16 protein-coding genes and 2 pseudogenes are annotated in these 17,679 nt (G+C 73.3%); 7 read left to right on the plus strand and 11 right to left on the minus strand.

Going from position 1 to position 17,679, the window contains the following annotated elements; translation table 11 throughout:
- Positions 1-8: 8 nt before the first annotated feature.
- The 7 genes from AB0G56_RS08285 to AB0G56_RS08315 are packed head-to-tail and all read right to left on the minus strand — an operon-like array spanning position 9 to position 8,778.
- A complete protein-coding gene (locus AB0G56_RS08285) occupies positions 9-1,211 on the minus strand; it encodes an acetylornithine transaminase (protein WP_360965493.1) in 1,203 nt (400 codons plus the stop codon).
- Positions 1,208-2,110 carry an acetylglutamate kinase gene (gene argB, locus AB0G56_RS08290; RefSeq protein WP_360965496.1) on the minus strand — a complete coding sequence of 301 codons (903 nt, stop codon included), beginning with the start codon at positions 2,108-2,110 and terminating at the stop codon, positions 1,208-1,210. The genes AB0G56_RS08285 and argB overlap by 4 nt, the downstream gene beginning before the upstream one ends.
- Entirely contained in the window at positions 2,107-3,285 is a 1,179-nt protein-coding gene (gene argJ / locus AB0G56_RS08295) for a bifunctional glutamate N-acetyltransferase/amino-acid acetyltransferase ArgJ (protein ID WP_360965499.1), read from the minus strand. The genes argB and argJ overlap by 4 nt, the downstream gene beginning before the upstream one ends.
- Positions 3,282-4,310 (minus strand): N-acetyl-gamma-glutamyl-phosphate reductase, encoded by a 1,029-nt coding sequence (gene argC, locus AB0G56_RS08300; RefSeq protein ID WP_360965502.1) that lies wholly within the window; start codon positions 4,308-4,310, stop codon positions 3,282-3,284. The genes argJ and argC overlap by 4 nt, the downstream gene beginning before the upstream one ends.
- 44 nt (positions 4,311-4,354) lie before the next feature.
- Complete coding sequence (locus AB0G56_RS08305; protein WP_360965505.1) at positions 4,355-4,750, minus strand: GtrA family protein; 396 nt, start codon at positions 4,748-4,750, stop codon at positions 4,355-4,357.
- Positions 4,750-5,700: a glycosyltransferase family 2 protein gene (locus AB0G56_RS08310; RefSeq protein WP_360965508.1), complete on the minus strand. Its 951-nt coding sequence runs from the start codon at positions 5,698-5,700 to the stop codon at positions 4,750-4,752. Before AB0G56_RS08310 ends, AB0G56_RS08305 begins: the two co-directional genes overlap by 1 nt.
- Before the next feature lie 24 nt (positions 5,701-5,724).
- Entirely contained in the window at positions 5,725-8,778 is a 3,054-nt protein-coding gene (locus AB0G56_RS08315; RefSeq protein WP_360965511.1) for a YfhO family protein, read from the minus strand.
- A 348-nt stretch (positions 8,779-9,126) separates the two neighbouring features.
- On the opposite strand from AB0G56_RS08315, the gene AB0G56_RS08320 reads away from it, so the two are divergent.
- The 3 genes from AB0G56_RS08320 (at position 9,127) to AB0G56_RS08330 (ending at position 10,539) form a co-directional block, all read left to right on the plus strand.
- Positions 9,127-9,552, plus strand: a complete 426-nt coding sequence (locus AB0G56_RS08320) for a MerR family transcriptional regulator (protein ID WP_360965514.1) — start codon at positions 9,127-9,129, stop codon at positions 9,550-9,552.
- The gene (locus AB0G56_RS08325; protein ID WP_360965516.1) at positions 9,549-9,971 is read left to right on the plus strand and encodes a carboxymuconolactone decarboxylase family protein; all 423 of its coding nucleotides are present in this window, start codon (positions 9,549-9,551) and stop codon (positions 9,969-9,971) included. The genes AB0G56_RS08320 and AB0G56_RS08325 overlap by 4 nt, the downstream gene beginning before the upstream one ends.
- 124 nt (positions 9,972-10,095) lie before the next feature.
- Entirely contained in the window at positions 10,096-10,539 is a 444-nt protein-coding gene (locus AB0G56_RS08330) for a DUF6314 family protein (protein ID WP_360965519.1), read from the plus strand.
- Between the two features lie 131 nt (positions 10,540-10,670).
- On the opposite strand, the pseudogene AB0G56_RS08335 reads toward AB0G56_RS08330, so the two are convergent.
- Positions 10,671-11,058: pseudogene (locus AB0G56_RS08335) on the minus strand (GNAT family N-acetyltransferase); the annotation flags it as partial.
- An 86-nt stretch (positions 11,059-11,144) separates the two neighbouring features.
- A complete protein-coding gene (locus AB0G56_RS08340; RefSeq protein ID WP_360965522.1) occupies positions 11,145-12,590 on the minus strand; it encodes a PLP-dependent aminotransferase family protein in 1,446 nt (481 codons plus the stop codon).
- On the opposite strand from AB0G56_RS08340, the gene AB0G56_RS08345 reads away from it, so the two are divergent.
- Both AB0G56_RS08345 and AB0G56_RS08350 read left to right on the plus strand, forming a co-directional pair.
- The gene (locus AB0G56_RS08345) at positions 12,589-13,620 is read left to right on the plus strand and encodes a DMT family transporter (RefSeq protein WP_360965524.1); all 1,032 of its coding nucleotides are present in this window, start codon (positions 12,589-12,591) and stop codon (positions 13,618-13,620) included. The genes AB0G56_RS08340 and AB0G56_RS08345 overlap by 2 nt on opposite strands.
- Before the next feature lie 126 nt (positions 13,621-13,746).
- Positions 13,747-13,950: a DUF1918 domain-containing protein gene (locus tag AB0G56_RS08350; protein ID WP_360965527.1), complete on the plus strand. Its 204-nt coding sequence runs from the start codon at positions 13,747-13,749 to the stop codon at positions 13,948-13,950.
- 232 nt (positions 13,951-14,182) lie between these two features.
- Here AB0G56_RS08350 and AB0G56_RS08355 read toward each other — a convergent pair whose 3' ends face one another.
- Positions 14,183-15,433 carry a family 10 glycosylhydrolase gene (locus AB0G56_RS08355; protein ID WP_360965530.1) on the minus strand — a complete coding sequence of 417 codons (1,251 nt, stop codon included), beginning with the start codon at positions 15,431-15,433 and terminating at the stop codon, positions 14,183-14,185.
- Positions 15,434-15,562: 129 nt separating this feature from the next.
- Between AB0G56_RS08355 and AB0G56_RS08360 the strand changes: the two genes are divergently transcribed.
- On the plus strand, positions 15,563-16,468 hold the full coding sequence (locus AB0G56_RS08360) for a 3-hydroxybutyryl-CoA dehydrogenase (protein WP_360965533.1): 906 nt from the start codon (positions 15,563-15,565) through the stop codon (positions 16,466-16,468).
- 184 nt (positions 16,469-16,652) lie between these two features.
- The gene (locus AB0G56_RS08365; protein WP_360965536.1) at positions 16,653-16,910 is read left to right on the plus strand and encodes a hypothetical protein; all 258 of its coding nucleotides are present in this window, start codon (positions 16,653-16,655) and stop codon (positions 16,908-16,910) included.
- A gap of 59 nt (positions 16,911-16,969) precedes the next feature.
- Here AB0G56_RS08365 and AB0G56_RS08370 read toward each other — a convergent pair.
- Positions 16,970-17,512 (minus strand): annotated as a pseudogene (locus tag AB0G56_RS08370) (NUDIX hydrolase); the annotation flags it as partial.
- Positions 17,513-17,679 lie beyond the last annotated feature (167 nt).

The raw sequence follows: 17,679 nt of genomic DNA on the forward strand, positions 1-17,679 counted from the left end.
TCTGCGGATCATCCCTCCCCGTCGGCCACGTCGGCCTCGTCGGCCTGGTCCAGGATGCCGGGCAGCGCCCGCAGGAGCGCGTCCACGTCGTCGTCGCCGAGGTTCAGCGGCGGCATCAGCCGGATGACGTCGGGAGCGGGCGCGTTCACGAGCAGGCCGGCCTCCTGGGCCGCCTGCTGCACCTGTGGCGCGTGCGGCCCGGTGAGCACGATACCCAGGAGCAGGCCGGCGCCCCGGACGTGGTCGACGAGCGGGTGGCCCAGCGCCTCGACACCCTGGCGCAGCGACTCGCTCTGCCGTTTGACGTTCTCCAGCAGTCCCTCGCCCGCGATGGTGTCCAGGACGGCGAGTCCGGCGGCGCAGGCGACCGGGTTGCCGCCGAAGGTGGTGCCGTGCTGTCCGGGCCCGAGCAGGTCGGCGGCGCGGCCGAACGCGACCGTCGCGCCCAGCGGCAGCCCGCCGCCGAGGCCCTTGGCGAGGGTGACCACGTCCGGCAGGACGCCGTCGTGGGCCTGGTACTCGAACCAGTGCCCGGTGCGGCCGATGCCGGTCTGCACCTCGTCCAGGACGAGCAGCGCACCGGTGGCGGCGGTGATCGCGCGGGCCGCCTTCAGATAGCCGGCCGGCGGTACGACGACACCGTTCTCGCCCTGGATCGGCTCGATGACCACCAGGGCGGTGTCCTCGGTGACCGCGGCGGCCAGCGCCTGCGCGTCGCCGTAGGGCACATGGGTGACGTCGCCGGGCAGCGGCAGGAAGGGCTCCTGCTTGCCGGGCTGGCCGGTCAGGGCCAGGGCGCCCATGGTGCGGCCGTGGAAGCCGCCCCGGGTGGCGACCATGTGGGTGCGCCCGGTGAGCCGGCCGATCTTGAAGGCGCCCTCGTTGGCCTCGGCGCCGGAGTTGCAGAAGAACACCTTGCCGTCGCGGCCGAAGTGCTGGAGCAGCCGTTCGGCGAGGGCGACCGGCGGCTCGGCGACGAACAGGTTGGAGACGTGGCCCAGCGAGGCGATCTGCCGGCTCACGGCCTCGACGACCGCCGGGTGGGCGTGGCCGAGCGCGTTGACCGCGATGCCGCCGACGAAGTCGAGGTACTGCTTGCCGTCGGCGTCCCAGAGCTTCGTGCCCTCGCCGCGGACCAGGGGCAGGCGGGGCGTGCCGTAGTTGTTCATCAGCGCGCCCCGCCACCGGGCGGTCAGTTCGGCGTTGCTCACGACTCCCCCTCTTCGTCCGGCACGACCATCGTGCCGATGCCTTCGTCGGTGAAGATCTCCAGCAGGATCGAGTGCTGGACCCGGCCGTCGATGACGCGGGCCGTGTTCACGCCGCCGCGTACGGCGTGCAGGCAGCCGCGCATCTTCGGCACCATGCCCAAGGACAGCTCCGGCAGGAGTTTCTCCAGCTGGCTCGCGGTGAGGCGGCTGATCACCTCCTCGGAGTTGGGCCAGTCCTCGTAGAGGCCCTCGACGTCGGTGAGGACCATGAGGGTTTCGGCGCCCAGTGCCGCAGCGAGTGCCGCAGCCGCCGTATCAGCATTGACGTTGTAGACATGTCCGTCGTCCTGGGAGCGGGCGATCGAGGAGACGACCGGGATGCGGCCGTCGGCGAGCAGGGTTTCGAGCGCGCCGGTGTCGATCGCGGTGATCTCGCCGACGCGCCCGATGTCGACCGGCTCGCCGTCGATCTCGGGGGTGTGCCTGGTGGCGGTGATGGTGTGGGCGTCCTCGCCGGTGAGGCCGACGGCGAGCGGGCCGTGCTGGTTGAGCAGTCCGACCAGTTCGCGCTGGACCTGCCCGGCCAGCACCATGCGGACGACGTCCATGGCGTCCTCGCTGGTGACGCGCAGGCCCGCCTTGAACTCGCTGACGATGCCGTGCCGGTCGAGGGCGGCGCTGATCTGCGGGCCGCCGCCGTGCACGACGACGGGCTTGAGTCCGGCGTGCCGCAGGAAGACGACGTCCTGGGCGAAGGCGGCCTTCAGCTCCTCGTCGATCATGGCGTTGCCGCCGAACTTGATGACGACGGTCTTGCCGTGGTGGCGGGTGAGCCAGGGCAGGGCCTCGATGAGGATCTTGGCCTTGGGCAGTGCCGTGTGTTTCCGCGTCGTGGTCATGAGGAGTAGGCGCTGTTCTCGTGGACGTAGTCGGCGGTGAGGTCGTTGGTCCAGATGGTGGCGGTCTCGGAGCCCGCGGCGAGGTCGGCGACGATGTGCACCTCGCGGTAGCGCATGTCGACCTTCTCGCGGTCCTCGCCGACCGAGCCGTTCTTGCAGACCCAGACGCCGTTGATGGCGACGTTCAGCCGGTCCGGCTCGAAGGCGGCCCCGGTGGTGCCGATCGCGGACAGGACGCGGCCCCAGTTGGGGTCCTCGCCGTGGATGGCGCACTTGAGGAGGTTGTTGCGGGCGATGGAGCGGCCCACCTCGACGGCGTCGGCCTCGGTCGCCGCGCCCACCACCTCGACCTGGATGTCCTTGCCGGCGCCCTCGGCGTCCCCGATGAGCTGGCGGCCGAGGTCGGCGCAGACGGTCCGTACGGCCTCGGCGAACTCCTCGTAGCCGGGCGTGACTTCGGCGGCGCCGGAGGCGAGCAGCAGCACGGTGTCGTTGGTGGACATGCAGCCGTCGGAGTCGACGCGGTCGAACGTGACCTTCGTGGCCGCGCGCAGGGCCCTGTCGAGGACGTCGGCCTCCAGGTCGGCGTCCGTGGTGAGCACGACCAGCATGGTGGCCAGGCCCGGGGCGAGCATGCCCGCGCCCTTGGCCATGCCGCCGACGGTCCAGCCGTCCTTGGTGACGACGGACGTCTTGTGCACGGTGTCGGTGGTCTTGATGGCGATGGCGGCCTTCTCGCCGCCGTGCGGGCTGAGCTGGGCGACCGCCTTGTCCACGCCCCGCAGCAGCTTGTCCATCGGCAGCAGCACACCGATCAGGCCCGTGGAGCAGACGGCGACCTGGCCGGGCGCGTGGCCGCCCGTCTCGTCGTGGCCCGCGGTGTTGAGCGACTCGGCCGCCTTCTCCGCGGTGGCGTGGGTGTCCTGGAAGCCCTTGGGACCCGTACAGGCGTTGGCGCCGCCGGAGTTGAGGACGACGGCGGTCAGCTCACCGCCCTTGAGGACCTGCTCGGACCACAGCACCGGCGCGGCCTTGACACGGTTGGAGGTGAAGACGCCCGCGGCGGCGCGGCGCGGCCCGGTGTTGACCACGAGGGCCAGGTCGGGGTTGCCGTTCTCCTTGATCCCGGCGGCGATGCCCGCAGCCGTGAATCCCTTTGCGGCCGTGACACTCACGGTGCGACTCCGATCGTGGAAAGTCCGGTGGTCTCGTCGAGTCCGAGGGCGATGTTCATGCTCTGCACGGCGCCGCCCGCGGTGCCCTTGGTCAGGTTGTCGATGGCGCTGATCACGACGACGCGGTGCGCGGCGGGGTCGTACGCCACCTGGATCTGGACGGCGTTGGAGCCGTGCACGGCGCCGGTGGCGGGCCACTGCCCCTCGGGCAGCAGGTGGACGAAGGGCTCGTCGGCGTACGCCTTCTCGTAGGCGGCGCGGACGGTCTCGGCGGTGACGCCCGCGCGGGCCCTGGCGCTGCACGTGGCGAGGATGCCGCGGGGCATCGGGGCCAGGGTGGGCGTGAAGGAGACGGTGACCGGCTCGCCGGCCGCCGCGCCGAGGTTCTGCATCATCTCGGGGGTGTGCCGGTGGCCGCCGCCTACGCCGTAGGGGGACATGGAGCCCATGACCTCGGAGCCGAGCAGGTGCGGCTTGGCCGCCTTGCCCGCGCCGGAGGTGCCGGAGGCGGCGACGACCACCGCCTCGTTCTCGACGAGTGCGGCCGCGTAGGCGGGGACGAGGGCCAGGGACACGGCGGTCGGGTAGCAACCGGGCACCGCGATGCGCTTGGACCCCTCCAGCGCGGCGCGGCCACCCGGAAGTTCGGGGAGTCCGTAGGGCCAGGTGCCGGCGTGCGGGGAGCCGTAGAACCGCTCCCAGTCGGCCGGGTCCTTCAGCCGGAAGTCGGCGCCCATGTCGATGACGAGGACGTCGTCTCCGAGCTGCTCGGCGACGGCCGCGGACTGGCCGTGCGGCAGCGCGAGGAAGACGACGTCGTGCCCGGCCAGTGCCTCGGGGGCGGTCTCGGCGAGCACCCGGTCGGCCAGCGGCAGCAGGTGCGGCTGGAGCGCGCCGAGCCGCTGACCGGCGTTGGAGTTGCCGGTCAGGGCACCGATCTCCACCTCGGGGTGCGCGAGCAGCAGACGCAGCGCTTCTCCGCCCGCGTATCCGCTGGCACCGGCGATCGCCACACGTACAGCCATGAGCCCTCCTCCTTGATGGCATGACTATACGTATGGATGCACGTTTATGCAATCCTGGGCGGGTCCGCCTTCGGGAGCATGATCCAGCGGGAGACGACGAAGGTCACCGGGATCGCCGCCGCGGAGGCGAGCAGCGGGGCGAACCGGCTCCCGGCGTGCAGCACGTCGACGATCACGTACACGCCCGCCGTGGTGATCAGGAAATTGGCGGCGTTCGTCAGCGGGAACAGCAGGAATTTCCGCCAGGTCGGCCGGGTCCGGTAGGTGAAGCGCGCGTTCAGGAAGAAGGAGCCGATCATGCTGAGGAAGAAGGCGAGCACATGCGCGAGGAGGTACGGCAGACGCGTGAGGAACAGCAGGTAAAGAACGTAGTACGTCGCCGTGTTGAGAACGCCGACCACGGCGAAGGTGACGATCTGCCTCGTCATCGGGTTACGCATCAGGAAATGAGATCCTTCGTTCGCTCCACGTTGCTCTCCTTCACCAGGAAGTGCGGGCGCCCCTTCACCTCGTAGTAGATCCGGCCCGTGTACTCCCCGATGACGCCGAGCATGACCATCTGCACGCCGGCGAGCGCGGTGACGGCCGTGATGATCGTGACATATCCGGGGGTCTGCACTCCGTTGACGAGGGCGGCGCCCACGATCCACGCGGTGTACACCCCGGCGCACAGCAGCAGCCACATGCCCAGGTGGAGGGCGGCGCGCAGCGGCCTGTTGTTGAACGAGAGCAGTCCGTCGAGGCCGTAGTTGAGCAGGGACTTCAGGCTCCAGGAACTGCTGCCGTGCTCGCGTACCGCGTTCTCGTACTCGAAGGTGGTGGTGGGGAAGCCCACCCAGGCGAACAGGCCCTTGGAGAAGCGGTTGTACTCGGTCAGCGCCAGCACCGCCTCCACCACGCGCCGCGACAGCAGCCGGAAGTCGCCCACGCCGTCCTTGAGTTCCACGTCGACGAGCCGGTTGACGAGCCGGTAGTACAGGCGGGCGGTGAGGGTGCGGGTGAACCGGTCGCCGTTCCTGCTGCGCCGGGCCAGCACCTGGTCGAAGCCCTGGCCGCGCAGCTCGACCATGCGCCGGATCAGCTCCGGCGGGTGCTGGAGGTCGGCGTCCATGACGACCACGGAGTCTCCCGAGGCGTGGCGCAGGCCGGCGAGCAGGGCGGCCTCCTTGCCGAAGTTGCGGCTGAACGAAACGTAGCGCACGCGTGCGTCGGCGGCGGCCAGTCGCTGGAGCAGCGTCAGTGTCCGGTCGCGGCTGCCGTCGTCGACGTACACGAACTCCATGTCGTGGCCGAGCGGCAGGAGGTCTTCGGCGACCTTCTGGACCGCCTCGTGGAAGCGTTCGATGACGTCTTCCTCGTTGTAGCAGGGCGCGACGATCGAGATGAGCATGGTTGTTCTCCCCGGGGGGCGCGGTCAGAGAGCGCTGGTCGTGCGCTCGCGCGGGCGTGTGGGCGTGGGGTGCGGGGCGGGGCGGCCGGCGGTCCGCCGTCGGCGGCGGACGGCGCCGAGGGCGCCCAGCAGGGCCAGGACCACGAGCGAGGCACCGCCGACGGCGGTGCCCAGGCGCAGGCCGGGCGGGTGGAAGGTGCAGGTGACGCTGGTCGCGGAACCGTCCAGGGGCACGGCGATCAGGCCGTAGTACTGCTCGGCGGGGACGGCGGGGCCGTTGCCCGCGGCACACCGCCAGCCGGCGATCCGGGGCGCGGCGACGACGGCGGTTCCGGTGCTGTGGGCCGGGAGCCGGGCGTGCAGCGTGCCGTCGGAGACGCTCACCTCGCTCGCGCCGGTGGCCTCGAGGTGCTCGACGGCGGTGCGCAGCCGGGCGGTGTCCAGGCAGCCGACCGCACCGTCCGGGACCGTGCCGGCCCTGGTGGGGGTCAGCTCGATCCGCAACCGCCCGGAGGCCGGGACCCGGCCGAGCCGCTGCATGGCGGCGATCTTGGCCGCGTCGGACCTGAACCGTCCGGTCGGGCCGTAGCCGTGCGCGGCGCCCGCTCCGGTTCCGCCCGCCGGGGCGGCGGTGAGCCGGGCGGTGCCGTAGAAGTGCGGCGCCCACAGGTAGACCTCGCTGCCGGCCGGGCAGCGGGCGGTGATCGACGGCTTCGGCGCCGGGAGCGCCCCCGCGGCGCGGCGGGCGGCGCCGAACCGCAGGCCGGGACGGGCCGCGTCGGCGCTGCGGTCCGGCTGCTCCCCGGCCCAGGTGCGCATGGTGAGGCGCGGCACGGTGTAGACGCGGGCGCCGAGGACCAGCTCCTGGTTGCGGTACGGCGAGGGGCCGAAGGCGGCGACACCCGCGCGCGCGGGCCCGGCGGCGCCGGACGGGCGTACGGTCACCAGCGGGGGCACGTCCTGGCGGGACACGGACGGGGGGCTGGGGTCGCGCGCGTACCAGTCCTGGTGCGGGTCCGGCGGTGAGTGCACGCGGGCGCCCACGGAGAAGACGGCGTCCGTGACGGCGTTGTCCAGGCTCTGCAGGTTGCGCCCGCGGGAGGTCCAGCCGTCGCCCAGGGCGGTGAGCATGCGGCTGAGGACGTCGGCGGTGAGGCTGCTGTAGTACTGGGCCCCCTGACCGCCGACCATCATCGGGTCGTTGCCCACGGTCTGCTCCCGGCCCGGGTCGGTGCGGTAGCGGGGCCAGTCCTCGGCCCGCGCGATCGCGTCCGCCTGCCGCTGCTGCCGCGCCCCCCAGGGCGCGTAGTCGTCCAGGTGGGCCAGCCGCAGCCGGGTCGCCACGGCGGAGGTGGCGGTGGCCTCCCCCAACTGCACCGCGGTGAGCAGCACCACGGCGAGTCCCGCGAGGGCGGTACGGCGCCGCTGCCTGCGACCGGCGGGCGACGGCGCACCGCCGGGGCCGGGCCGGCGGACGGCGGGCGGACGCGGGGCGGTGGGCGGGCCTGCGCCGGCTCCTGCGGCCCGGGCGGTGCCGGGCGGGTGCGGGCCGGCGGCGGAGGACTCCGAGCCGTCGGCGGGCAGGCGTCGGCCGTCGGCGGACGTTCTCCCGGCGTCGGCGGACACAGGCGCGCGTTCGGTGGCGGATCCCCCGCCGTCGGCGAACCCCCGTGCGTCCTCGGTGGCCGAGCCCCCGCCATCGGCGGCCGCCCCCCGCTCCGCGCGGCCGAGGAGCAGCAGTCCCGCGAGGGCCCCCGCCGCGGCCAGGAGCAGTACCGGCCAGGCGAAGGAGCGGACCAGGCCGCTGCCGCTCGCGACGGCGGCGATCAGGGCGAGCAGCGTGGCAGCCGCCCCCAGCGCGCGCGGGCCCGGAGTGCCGTACGAGAGGGTGTGCCAGGCCGCGATGACCAGCAGCGCGCACAGGACGAAGGCCTGGCGGTAGGGGCTGCCGTTCGGGGTGGCGAAGGCGTGCCAGGCCAGGTGGGTCGGCGTCCACTGCAGGGACAGCGTCACGGCGGCCACCAGCAGGGGCCATCCGGCGCGCACCCGCTTCGGGGCCGCGCGGTGGAAGGGCAGGGCGAGGGCGAGCAGCAGGGCCGTGGTGCCCACGAAGAGGGCCGGGCTGCCGAAGCCGTACGTCGTGGGCAGCAGGCGGGCCAGGACGTCCTCGGTGGGCACCGGCGAGAAGTGCGTGACCCGGCCCGGGTAGGCGTGCTGCGTGCCGCGGTAGATCACCGTCACCAGCGGCGCCGACAGGCCCACGCCGAGGACGACGGTGGCCGCGGCCCGGCCCGCGGCCACCAGCGCGCGCCGCCGCGGCACCCGGCCGAGCCACAGCCGCAGCAGCAGCACCAGGCCGGCGCCGAGGGTGGCCATGTAGGCGGTGTAGAAGTTGGCGATCCAGGCGAGCGCCACGATCACCACGCCGAGCAGCCGGCGCCGCCCGGTCAGGGCCCATTCGCCGACCAGGCAGAGCAGGGGCAGCGCGACGAGGCCGTCCAGCCACATCGGGTTGTAGGAGGCGTCCGCCAGGGACCACCCGCACAGGGCGTAGGCGGCGCCCAGCAGCCCCGCCGCCCACCAGCGGCCCGGGCGCAGGCGGAGCAGCAGCCAGGCCATGGCGGCGCCGGCGGACATGGTCTTCAGCACGGTGACGACGTAGACCGCGAGGTGGATCTCGTCCCGCGGGAAGAACGCGACCAGCAGGGCGAAGGGGCTGCTGAGGTAGGTCCCGAGGTCGGGCAGGAAACTGGAGCCGTACCCGGACTGCCAGTTGACCAGCAGGCCGCCGTCGGCGCGTCCGTGCAGCAGGTCCCACAGGTGGGCGTGGAAGGGCACGTACTGGTTGCCCAGGTCGTTGACGCTGCGGGTGCGGGGACCGAAGGGGTAGCTGCCGGCGACGGCGTCGGCGGCGCAGAAGGCGGTGGCGGTGAGCAGCGCGGCCAGCAGGGTGGCGGACTGCCCCGGCCGCCGCCACCAGGGTATGCGGGGCGAGCCGTCCTCCGGGGCGCCGTCGCCCCCGTCCGCTCGTCGCCGCACGGCTTTGAGAACGGCCCTCGGCAGGCTTGGACGATCCATTCTCGGCAGGCTCCCAGGGGAATTTCGGGACGTACGGCGTCTCGTCGGGAAGGGGAGGTCACTCCCCGCGCGTCGTCGATCTACGGGCCTGGACGGCGGGCTTCGCGACGGCTGTGCCGTCGCCCGGGGCGGGGGCCGTGAATTCGAATGCGCAGCAGTATTCTCCGGCACCCTGTTTCCGTCAGGGAAACTCGAACCGTCGCGTAAATGATCCAGGGGTTAATTGAATTGCCGTCGGGTTCGGGGGCGATGACCGGTGGTGCTCGGGAGGACTCGCGACCGCCCCGCCGCGAGATGCCCGGCGGCGGAGCTTGACCTGGAGCGTGCTCCAGGTTCTACGGTCTTCCCATGACCAGCGGACAGCCCCTCCCCGGGGTCCGGGCAACGACTCTGACCATCGCCCAGGTCGCCGAGCGCACCGGCCTCTCCCACGACACCCTGCGCTACTACGAGCGGGCCGGCCTGATCGAACGGGTCGGCCGCAGCACCGGCAACCAGCGGCGGTACGAGGCGGCCGACCTGGCCTGGCTGGAGTTCCTGCTGCGGCTGCGCGAGACGGGCATGTCGATCGCCGGCATGCAGCGCTTCGCCCGCCTGCGGGCCGGGGGCGACGCGACGGTCGCCGACCGGCTGGCGCTGCTGCGTGAGCACCGGGCCGAACTGGCCGCGCGCATGCGGGCGCTGCGCCGCAGCGCGGGCGCGCTGGACGACAAGATCGATCACTACGAACGACTGCTGCACGAGCGGCAGGCGGGGACGGACGATGCGAGATGAGCGAGAGCACCACCCGTGAAGAGCGCTTCGACCGCGGCCTCGAGGTGCTGCGGAGCGTGGACGGCGAGGCGGGGCAGCGGGTCGTCGACTCGCTGGCCGACATCAGCCCCGAACTGGGACACCAGATCGTCTCCTGGGGCTTCGGCGAGATCTACGCCCGACCGGAACTCGCCCCGCGCGACCGCCAGTTGGTGACGCTCGGGATGCTGACCGCGCTCGGCGGCTGCGAGCCCCAGCTGGAGGTGCACGTGAACGCGGCCCTCAACGTCGGTCTCACGCCGGAGCAGATCGTCGAGGCGATGCTGCACGCGGCCGGCTACTGCGGTTTCCCGAAGGCCCTCAATGCCACCTTCGTCGCCAAGAAGGTCTTCACCGAGCGTGGGCTGCTGCCGCTCGGCCGGCGGTCCACGCCGGCCTGAGGGCCCGTCGAAGAGTGCTCGGTGCGCCGAAAGGCAAGATGGGCGGGGCAGGCAGCCGGGGCACGTCCATGGGCGGGCAGCGGCCCGGGCCGGGAACGGCGAACACGAGCGGAGGCGGAAGACGATGGGCGAGTACTGGCCGGTGCCGGACGCGCTGGCCTACCTGGCCGGGCGGTGGCGGGTCGAGCGGTCGGTGCGGGACCTGGCCGGCGGCGGCGAGGGCTCCTTCACCGGCGTGACCGACTTCGGTCCGCTGGACGGCGGGGGGCTGCTGCACCACGAGTCGGGCACGTTCGTCTGGCGGGGCGTCGCCCGGCCCGCGGAGCGCACCCTGCGCTTCCTGCCCGGCACCCGCCCGGGCGGGGCTGACGTGCGGTTCGCCGACGGGCGGCCCTTCCACGACCTGGACCTGGCCTCGGGCCGGCACATCGCCGACCACCCCTGCTCGGCCGACCTGTACCGCGGCGAGTTCACCGTGCGGGACGCGGACCACTGGCGGACGGTGTGGCGCGTGGGCGGCCCGGCCAAGGACCTGGTCCTCACCACCGACTACACGCGCGAAGGCTGAACCCACCCGGCCGCCCGCGCGGCCCGCCCTTGCTCGGGCCCCGCCTTCGCGCGGGCCCCGCCTTCGCGCGGGCCGCGGCGAGGCTCACTCGAAGACGAGCGCCATCCACTGACCGGGCCGCTCCAGTGACCGGGCCGCTCCAGCGGCTGGAAGCCCAGCTTCTCGTAGACGCCGTGCGCGTCGTCGGTGGCCAGAACGATCCGCCGCAGCCCGTGAGGGCGCAGGTGCTCGCGGACGGCGCCGACGAGAGCGGTGCCGATGCCTTTGCCGCGCACGGCCGGATCGACATACACGTCGCACAGCCAGGCGAAGGTCGTCAGGTCGGTGATCACACGGGCGTACGCGACCTGGTCACCGCGGGCGGTGTCGAACACACCGAAGTTCAGCGAGCCGTCGATGGCCCGGTCCTGCTTCTCCCGTGTGCGGCCCCGCGCCCAGTACGTCTGCGTGGAGAGCCACTCGTGCACACGTGCGGCGTCTGCGGGCGGGGTCGGTGGAGATCTCGTAGCCGTCGGCCAGGCGCGGGGTGGCAGTCGTGCCGGGAGGCTGACAGGCCCGGGCGGACCCTGTTAAGCGGGTTCCGGTACACCGTCCGCGCCCGGTCGTCAGGCGAGCGCCTCGGTGCAGGCCGTGCGCAGACGGCGTACGCCCTCGGTGATCTCGGCGATGCCGCCGACCGCGGCGAAGCTCAGCCGGACGTGCGCGGCCGGGGGCTCCGCGCTGAAGTACGGGCGGCCCGGGGTGAGCGCGACCCCCGCGCGCAGGGCCGCGGCGGTGAGGGCGGCCTCGTCCGTGCCGTCGGGCAGGCGCACCCACAGGTGGTAGCCGCCGGACGGGATGTGCGGGAGGACCAGTTCGGGCAGGTGCAGCCGAAGGGCGCTCGTCATCGCGTCCCGGCGGGCCTTCAACTCGGCCGCCAGCGCACGCAGATGGCGCGGCCAGGCGGGCGAGCCGACGAGCTCCAGCGCCGCCTCCTGCAGCGGCCCCGGCACGAAGAAGGTGTCGACGACCTGGATCGCGCGCAACCGCTGGCGGACCGGGCCGCGGGCGGCCAGCGCGCTCACCCGGAAGCTGGGCGAGGTCGCCTTGGTCAGCGAAGCGACGTGCACGACGACCCCGTCCGGGTCGTCGGCGGCCAGCGGCGGCGGCAGGGGGCCCGCGTCCTCGTGGACGAGCCGGCGCACGAAGTCGTCCTCGATCACGAACGCGCCGGCCTCGCGGGCGATCCGCACCACCTCGGCCCGCCGGTCCGGGGCGAGCACGGCGCCCGTGGGGTTCTGGAACAGGGGCTGGCAGACGAAGACACGCGCGCCGCTCGCCCGGAACGCGTCGGCCAGCAGCCGCGGGCGCACCCCGTCGGCGTCGACCGGGACCGGGACCGGCCGCAGCCCCGCGGAGCGGGCGATGGCCAGCATGCCCGGGTAGGTCGGCGACTCGACGAGCACCGCGGCGCCGGGCGGTGCGAGGGCGCGCAGCGCTGTGGTGAGCGCGGACTGGCCGCCCGCCGTGATCAGGACCTCGGCGGCGGTCACCGTGCCGCCGGGGCCGCCGATGCTCCGCGCGAACCACTCGCGCAGTTCCACGAGCCCGTCCAGCGGAGGTCTGCCCCAGGCCCCGGGGCGGCGGCCCGCGCGGGAGAGCGCGGCGGCCATCGCCCGCTCGGGCTGGAGCGAGGGGTGCAGGTAGCCGCCGCTGAACTCGATCACGCCGGGCGGCGGGGCGGCGAGCGAGACCGTGACGCCGGAGGCGTCCACCGTGCGCGGTACGAGGCCGGCGGCCGCGTCGGCGCTGAGCGCGACGGCCTGCCAGGAGGTGTCCCCGGCCGCGGGGGCGGGGGCGGGCGGCGCGGCCCGGAAGGCGCCCGCGCCGGGGCGTGTGACGACCAGCCCCTCGGCGGCCAGTTGCGCCAGGGCCCGGGAGACGGTCACCGGGCTCACCCGGTACCGCTCGACCAGCGCCCGGCTGGACGGGAGCTTTCCACCCGGTGAGTAGCGGTCGAGATCCCGTCGGAGCCGTTGGGCCAGCTCGCCCACACTGCTACGCTCATGCATGGAAGCAAAGAGTAGCGCTACTGCGCCGAACCGGATAGCGGTCCACAGCCCGGCGCCGAAGGCGGCCGAGGCGGAAGCGGCGGCCGGGCCCGAGGCGGAAGCGGCCCGGGCCGCCGGGCCCACCGGACCGGCCGCGCGGGAAGAAGCCGCGGACCCGGCCGGGGCTTCGTCCCGGACGCGGTCCGGGTTCCTCCAGGCCGCGCTCGGTGTGCTCGCCTTCTCCCTCACCTTCCCGGCCACCGCCTGGGGTCTGGAGGGCTTCGGCCCCTGGTCGCTGGTGGCCGTGCGCAGCGTGCTCGCCGCCGTCATCGCGGGCGGCTGCCTGCTGGCGCTGCGCGTGCCGCCGCCCGCCCGCCGCCACTGGCCCGGACTCGCGGTCGTCGCCGCCGGGGTGGTCCTCGGTTTCCCGCTGCTCACCACCCTGGCCCTAAAGACCTCGACCACCGCGCACGCGGCGGTCGTCGTCGGCCTGCTCCCGCTCACCACGGCGCTGCTGTCGGCCCTGCGGGTCGGGGCCCGCCCGTCCAGGACGTTCTGGGCGGCGGCGCTGGCGGGCGCGGCGGCCGTGGTCGCCTTCACCGTGCAGCAGAGCGGTGGCGCGCTGACCACCGCCGACGGCTATCTCTTCGGCGCGCTGCTGGTGTGCGCGGCGGGCTACACCGAGGGCGGCCGGCTGGCCCGCATCATGCCGGGCTGGCACGTCATCGGCTGGGCCCTGGTGCTGTGCCTGCCGGTCACCGTGCCGGCCGCCGCGGTCGCGCTGTCGTTCGAGCCGGTGCACCTGGGCGTGCACAGCGTGGCCGGCCTGCTGTGGGTCGCGGCGGGCTCGCAGTTCCTCGGGCTGGTCGTCTGGTACCGGGGCATGGCGGCCGTCGGCATCCCCAAGGCCAGCCAGTTGCAGCTGGCCCAGCCGCTGCTCACACTGGTGTGGTCGGTGCTGCTGCTCGGCGAGCATCTGACGCCGGCCGCCCCGCTGACGGCCGCCGCCGTGCTCGTCTGCATCGCCGTCACCCAGCGGGCGCGCGGCTGACCGGGCCACATCCGGCGCCGACCGCACACCCGGTTTCCGGCCGCGGACCGGTTCCGGCCGCGCTCCGCGCCGTAGACTCGGGAACCGAGGACCGCTGCTCCCCCGCATGGTGAGGAGGCCCCGCAGATGCGCGCAGCCAAAGGCGACCAGCTCGTGCAGCACGGCCGGGTGGTCGGCCAGCACGACCAGGTCAGCGAAGTCGTCGAAGTGATGGGCTCGGAGGGCAGTCCGCCCTACCGCGTCCGCTTCCCGGACGGGCACGAGGCCGTGATGTCCCCCGGCCCCGACTGCCAGGTCCGCCGTCACGAGAAGGAACAGCAACAGTACTAGTGCTGTGGCCGGAAAGGTTTGCCGGGAAGCTCGCGGCGTCCGGTGCTGGGGGTACCTCCCACGCCCTTCAGGCAGTGGGGGAGCATCACCCGCGTACTGGATGTACTCGGGTGATGCGACAACGCGGCTGGGGGTCCCCCTGCTCGAAGAGCTTGGGGGAGCCGTGCCGGGCGTCGCGAGCCGGTGAACCTTTCCGGCCACAGCACGGGGCGACCCGGACCCGGGTCCGGACTCAGCGCGGGGGCCTAGCCGGCTGCCGGTAGTGGTCGGCGACCACCCGTGCCATAGCGCCCGCCGGGTCCGCGGCGACCTCCTTGGCCGCGAAGAAGACGTGCCCGCGCACCTGCGGGTACTTCTTCGCCAGCGTGAGGTGCCGGGACAGTTCGTCCGGGTCCCGCCAGGCCTTGCCCTGGCTCGCGTCCCCGGCCTTGTACAGCGCCTCGCCCAGGTAGAGCCGGGTGCGGCTGCCCCGCGCCACCTCCGCCCACCAGGGCACGAGCTTGGCGTAGTCGGCGGCGCTCAGGCCGATGTTCCAGTACAGCTGCGGGACGATGTAGTCGATCCAGCCCTTGCGGACCCAGGTGCGGGTGTCCGCGTACAGGTCGTCGTAGGACTGGGCGCCCGCCTTCGTGTCGGAGCCGCGCGAGTCGGCCGAGGCGTTGCGCCACACGCCGAACGGGCTGATCCCGAACTGCGTGCCGGGCCGGATCCGCGTGATGCCCGCGGCCGTCTCCCGGACCAGCCGGTCGACGTTGTCCCGCCGCCAGGCGGCCCGGTCGGCGAAGCCGGAGCCGTGGCGGGCATAGGCCGCACCGTCGTCGAAGGACCGGCCGGCCACCGGGTACGGGTAGAAGTAGTCGTCGAAGTGCACGCCGTCGACGGGGTACCTGCGCACCGCGTCGAGCATCGCCTCCTGCACGAAGGCCCGGACCTCGGGCAGGCCCGGGTTGTAGTAGAGGGCGCCGCCGTACGCCACCACCCAGCCGGGGTGCCGGCGGGCCGGGTGGGATGCGGCGAGCCGGGACGGGTCGTCGTGCAGCGCGACCCGGTAGGGGTTGAACCACGCGTGCAGGCGCAGGCCCCGGGCGTGCGCCTCCTCGACCGCCGTGCCCAGCGGGTCCCAGCCGGGGTCCTTGCCCTGGGTGCCGGTGAGGAACTGCGACCACGGCTCGTACGGCGAGGGCCACAGCGCGTCGGCGGTGGGACGCACCTGGAGGACGACAGTGTTGAGGCGGCGGCGCACCGCCGCGTCCAGCAGCGCGGTCAGTTCACCGCGCTGGCGGGCCACGCTCAGGCCGGTGCGCGAGGGCCAGTCGCGGTTGGCCACCGTCGCCAGCCACATCCCGCGCATCTCGGTGGTGGCGCGCCCGCCGCGGGCCCCGGCCGACGCGCCGGGAGGCTGGGGCGCCGCCGTCGCGCCCGGTGTCACCGCCACGGTCGACAGGGCTGCCACCGTGAACGCCCGTCGTGTCACTCGGCCCATCCGGGCACCCCCAGTACGCCGTGGATCCGCGCCGTCACGGATCGTGCACCGGGCCAGCATGCACGACCCGGCCCGTCGATCTGCGTCACGACGGGGGTAACGTGCTCGATCGGAGCAGGCACCGCACACATGGGCCGCCTGCCACAGCCGAAGATCAGCAGCGAAAGGGACGATGTGACCGACATCGAACGCGTCGGAGTCGTGGGCTGCGGCCAGATGGGTGCGGGCATCGCCGAGGTGTGCGCCCGGGCCGGACTGGACGTGAAGGTCGCCGAGACCACCGGCGAGGCCCTGGAGATCGGCCGCACCCGGCTGTTCAACTCCCTGGCCAAGGCGGCCGAGCGCGGCAAGATCACCGAGGAGGAGCGGGACGCGACGCAGGCGCGGCTCACCTTCACCACCGACCTCGGCGAGTTCGCCGACCGCGACCTGGTGATCGAGGCCGTGGTGGAGAACGAGCAGGTCAAGACCGAGATCTTCCAGGTCCTCGACCAGGTGGTGACCCGGCCGGACGCGATCCTGGCGTCCAACACCTCCTCGATCCCGCTGGTGAAGCTGGCCGTCGCCACCGCGCGCCCCGACCAGGTCATCGGCATCCACTTCTTCAACCCGGCCCCGGTGCAGCAGCTGGTCGAGCTGATCCCGGCGCTCACCACGTCCGAGGGCACCCTGAGCCGGGCCCAGCTGTTCACCGAGAAGGTGCTCGGCAAGCACGCGATCCGCGCCCAGGACCGTTCGGGCTTCGTGGTCAACGCGCTGCTGATCCCCTACCTGCTCTCCGCGATCCGGATGTTCGAGTCGGGCATCGCCAGCCGCGAGGACATCGACAACGGCATGGAGCTGGGCTGCGCCCACCCGATGGGCCCGCTGAAGCTGTCCGACCTGATCGGCCTGGACACGGTCGCCTCGGTCGCGTACTCGATGTACGAGGAGTACAAGGAGCCGCTGTACGCCGCTCCCCCGCTGCTCCAGCGCATGGTCGACGCCGGCCGGCTGGGCCGCAAGAGCGGCTCGGGCTTCTACACCTACGGCTGACCACGCAGCGCGACGCCCCCGCGGGCCCGGCACCGGGAAGGTGCCGGGCCCGCGGCGTTCACACGCCGTGTGCGCACCGGACTCGCATATGCCGTTCACACACTCTCCCCCCACGCCCACCAGGCGAGTTGACTCCTCATGCACATGCAAGGGACGTGAGACGACTACAGAAAGGAGCGGGTCCGTGACCGTCGATCCCGAGCATCCGGCCGTTCCCGGAGACCTCGCAGAGTTACGGCGCCGTCTGGACGTGGCATATGCCCGCGTGGAGGGTGGCCTGGCCCTGCTGAACCATCGCACCGAGGAGACCGCGAAGGAACTCGACGAGCTGAGCGCGCGGCTCGTCACCGTCGAGCACTCCCGCTGGCCGCTGCCCACGGTCTCCGCACTGGCGGCCGTGGGCGCCCTGGTCGTGGCCCTGTGGCAGGCACTGTGCCGTTAGCTCCTGTCGTCACGTTCCCGCCTGCCCCGCGACGACAGGACCTGGTCCCCCCGGCCACCGGGCCGGGTGTCCTGCCCGAGCCGGAGGTGGTGCAGGAGCAGTAACGCCGCCGCCATGTTGGCGGCCGGGACCTCACCGCGGGCGACCAGGTCGGGGACGACTTTGAGGGGGACCCATTCCCGGCGGTCCGACTCGAAGTCGTCCACGGGGTGTCCGACGTACTCGCCCTCGTCCGACCAGTAGATGTGGTGCCGGGCGTCGGTGAGGCCGTTGGACGGCTCCACGCTCATCAGGTGGTGCAGCCGTCCCGGCCGCCAGCCGGTCTCCTCCTCCAGCTCGCGGGCCGCCGCGTGCGCGACGTCCTCGCCGTCCTCGACGACGCCTGCCGCCAGCTCCCAGCCCCAGCTGTCGGTGATGAAGCGGTGGCGCCACAGGAGGAGGACCTCTTGGGCGTCGTTCACCACCGTGGCCACGGCGACGGGCCGCAGCCGTATCAGGAAGTGGTCGAGGTGCCGGCCGTCCGGCAGCGCCACATCCGCGAGGTTGACGGTGAACCAGCGGTTTGCGTACACAGTTTGTTCGTTCTGTTTCGTCCACTGCACGGTTCTGCCACCTTCCGTGGGGTCAGTGGCAATATCGCAGCCCCAGCGACCCGGGAGGCAGGCGCACGGCGTGCCGCGCACGGCGCAGCGGCGGGCGCAGGGCGGCCCGCGGGGGCGGACGGGGAGGGCCGGGGTGGGCCGTTGGGGGCGGACGGGGAGGGACGGCA

This window comes from Streptomyces sp. NPDC021356 (assembly GCF_040641015.1).
GTDB lineage: Bacteria > Actinomycetota > Actinomycetes > Streptomycetales > Streptomycetaceae > Streptomyces.

Excerpts from the sequence above, each read along its gene's own strand:
- argB (WP_360965496.1), bottom strand. The coding sequence starts at position 2,110 with ATGACCACGACGCGGAAACACACGGCACTGCCCAAGGCCAAGATCCTC.
- argC (WP_360965502.1), bottom strand. The coding sequence starts at position 4,310 with ATGGCTGTACGTGTGGCGATCGCCGGTGCCAGCGGATACGCGGGCGGA.
- AB0G56_RS08305 (WP_360965505.1), bottom strand. The coding sequence starts at position 4,750 with ATGCGTAACCCGATGACGAGGCAGATCGTCACCTTCGCCGTGGTCGGC.
- AB0G56_RS08310 (WP_360965508.1), bottom strand. The coding sequence starts at position 5,700 with ATGCTCATCTCGATCGTCGCGCCCTGCTACAACGAGGAAGACGTCATC.
- AB0G56_RS08315 (WP_360965511.1), bottom strand. The coding sequence starts at position 8,778 with ATGGATCGTCCAAGCCTGCCGAGGGCCGTTCTCAAAGCCGTGCGGCGA.
- AB0G56_RS08320 (WP_360965514.1), top strand. The coding sequence starts at position 9,127 with ATGACCAGCGGACAGCCCCTCCCCGGGGTCCGGGCAACGACTCTGACC.
- AB0G56_RS08325 (WP_360965516.1), top strand. The coding sequence starts at position 9,549 with ATGAGCGAGAGCACCACCCGTGAAGAGCGCTTCGACCGCGGCCTCGAG.
- AB0G56_RS08330 (WP_360965519.1), top strand. The coding sequence starts at position 10,096 with ATGGGCGAGTACTGGCCGGTGCCGGACGCGCTGGCCTACCTGGCCGGG.
- AB0G56_RS08345 (WP_360965524.1), top strand. The coding sequence starts at position 12,589 with ATGGAAGCAAAGAGTAGCGCTACTGCGCCGAACCGGATAGCGGTCCAC.
- AB0G56_RS08340 (WP_360965522.1), bottom strand. The coding sequence starts at position 12,590 with ATGCATGAGCGTAGCAGTGTGGGCGAGCTGGCCCAACGGCTCCGACGG.
- AB0G56_RS08350 (WP_360965527.1), top strand. The coding sequence starts at position 13,747 with ATGCGCGCAGCCAAAGGCGACCAGCTCGTGCAGCACGGCCGGGTGGTC.
- AB0G56_RS08355 (WP_360965530.1), bottom strand. The coding sequence starts at position 15,433 with ATGGGCCGAGTGACACGACGGGCGTTCACGGTGGCAGCCCTGTCGACC.
- AB0G56_RS08360 (WP_360965533.1), top strand. The coding sequence starts at position 15,563 with ATGGGCCGCCTGCCACAGCCGAAGATCAGCAGCGAAAGGGACGATGTG.